The 2,268-nt window shown below is 40.8% G+C and carries 2 protein-coding genes and 2 pseudogenes; all 4 read left to right on the top strand.

Annotated elements, in window-relative coordinates:
- Positions 1 to 249, top strand: a 249-nt coding sequence (locus G5B47_RS25425; protein ID WP_206107543.1) for a hypothetical protein, incomplete at its 5' end; no start/stop codon positions are given.
- Positions 250 to 461: 212 nt separating this feature from the next.
- Positions 462 to 668, top strand: a pseudogene (locus tag G5B47_RS25200) (DMT family transporter); the annotation flags it as partial.
- A 66-nt stretch (positions 669 to 734) separates the two neighbouring features.
- The gene (locus tag G5B47_RS25195; protein ID WP_165104215.1) at positions 735 to 1,766 is read left to right on the top strand and encodes a homoserine dehydrogenase; all 1,032 of its coding nucleotides are present in this window, start codon (positions 735 to 737) and stop codon (positions 1,764 to 1,766) included.
- A pseudogene (locus G5B47_RS25795) lies at positions 1,738 to 1,890 on the top strand (alanyl-tRNA editing protein); the annotation flags it as partial. The gene G5B47_RS25195 and the pseudogene G5B47_RS25795, both read left to right, overlap by 29 nt.
- Positions 1,891 to 2,268 lie beyond the last annotated feature (378 nt).

Raw genomic sequence — 2,268 nt, 5'->3', positions numbered from 1 at the left:
AGAATCTTGTTTCAGCATCAGAAGCATTACCCTCAAGTTCATATTTACATGAAAAGGTATAATGAGATGATTAATGCTACTTTGTATTATCCTGAGTCAAAAAATAGAACAGGTGGAGGAAACTTTTACTATAAAACATCACAAGAACTAGGCGAGCAGCTCATTGGGGCCGCAGGTGCGTTTATAAACCTAATCCAATATGAATCTACGTTAGAATATAGTACAAATCTACGAGGACAATCTTTTTAAAAAGTACTTTTAAAATAAAGAGAACTTCTATATGGAGGGTTAATTGTAATAATGGACATAACAACCTAGGAAATTGAACAGCCGGCAATCTGCCGGCTGTATTTTATGTCGCGTGCCCAGATAAGCACGCATTTTCTAGCCGGTGAAAGTCCGGTCGTGGGTGGGGCCAAGCCCCCACGTAGCTGGGATGCCTACGTATGGCGAAATCAGACACCAGCTTTGGCCTTAGTTTTTTATTTTTGTCGTTGGCAATGAAAATACTTCCGATGGGAACAGCTTACGCTGTATGGACTGGAATTGGCGCTTCTGGAGGTGCTATCCTTGGAATGATCTTTTATAATGAGCCACGCAGTTTAATTCGCATTCTGTGTATAGGGTTGGTCCTTGGCTCTGCTGTGGGACTGAAACTAGCCAGTTAAAAATAGATTAGTGCAGCCCTAAAGTTCGTTTTCTGATTAAGTTAATTTAAGTAAAAGGAGATTTCTATGCAGAAGAAAATCATATTAACTGGGTATGGTACCGTTGCAAAAGAGCTAATCAAACTGATTATTCACAATGGAGCTTTGATCAAAGAAAAATACGGCTTTGACTTACTCGTAACCGGAATCGTTAGCAGTAAAGGAATGATTTACGAAGAAGAAGGAATCAAGCTCTCAAGCTTGATTGATTTCGGAACGGGTTCGGAAGCACTTTCGAGATATTCGGAATATTTCAAGCTCCCGTTTACTGAACCCATTTTTCAAGGAGATGTCCTGATCGAGTGCACTCCGACAAATATAGAAACGGGAGAACCAGCACTTGGCTATATTCAGAAATCTATGGAGAATGGGATGGATATTGTCTCTGTTTCAAAAGGAGCCCTTGTAAAGTCATTCGATAAAATCAAAACACAAGCAGCCAAGCATGGTAGCCGATTAAAATACAGCGGCGCAACCGCAGCAGCTTTACCCACGTTTGATATCGGAGAATACAGTTTAGCAGGGTGCACGATTACTCGTATTGAAGGCATTTTAAATGGAACCTCCAATTTCATTTTAGCCAGCATGAGCGAGAACAATTTATCTTTTGAAGAAGCGCTAAAAATTGCACAAGAAAAAGGAATTGCGGAAGCGAACCCTGCTCTAGATGTACAAGGATTTGATACGGCTTGCAAAATTCTCCTCCTCGCTAATGGATTTTTCGGAAGCAGCTTATTAATCGACGATGTAAAAATTAAAGGCATTGAACAAGTCACTAAGGAAGACATTCAGGAAGCTAAACAAAAGGGCCGTACGCTTAAGCTTCTAGCTAGTGCTTACAAAGAAGCTGAGAATGTAATCGTAGAAGTAAAACCATGTGAGCTTGAAAGCGAGCATCCTTTAGCTCATGTCAATGGAACAAATAAAGGTGTCGTTTTTGAAACGATCGAAATGGGGGCTGTTTGTGCAATTGGAGGCGCATCTCACCCAAGAGGAGCAGCAGCGGCAGCATTGAAGGATGTCATTAATCTATATAGAGAAACTACTTGGTGTACATAGCGAGTGTGTGGGAGAAATAGATTGGGAACGCCGCTTCGATCATATGCAGCAGCACGGTGGACAGCATATTTTATCAGCAGCGTTTGAACAGGTATGCGGCTATCAGACGTGTACGATTGTTCTTCATATAGCTTTCCCATTATTCTTAAAGGAAGGATCTGAAGTTTGCGTTTGATTAAAGGAAGTAAAACAAAGATCTGTTATCCCCTGAAAGTAAACAGCAAGTTGGATGAATCGCAAAAGTTAACCGAAACATGATTCAATGCCATACTATGTTTTTCCAATATTTACATACCCTATACAACAATCTAACATTCTATTTACCATTCATTGCTAGAATTATCCTATTGTCCCCTGTGACGAAAAGAAAGTATAGGAGGAGATTAGGATGAGATTATTAAAGTACATAACAGTTATGCTGCTGGCTTTGCTGTTGGCGGCGGGTTCTTTGAATGCGGCAGGACCTGTATTGGCAGCAGAGTCTCCGGATACTGCGGTATCC

Origin of the sequence: Paenibacillus apii, assembly GCF_011043685.1 — a bacterium.
GTDB lineage: Bacteria > Bacillota > Bacilli > Paenibacillales > Paenibacillaceae > Paenibacillus_AQ > Paenibacillus_AQ sabinae.
Note: the sequence above shows the minus strand (reverse complement) of the source record. Positions and strands in the feature narration are given on the sequence as shown.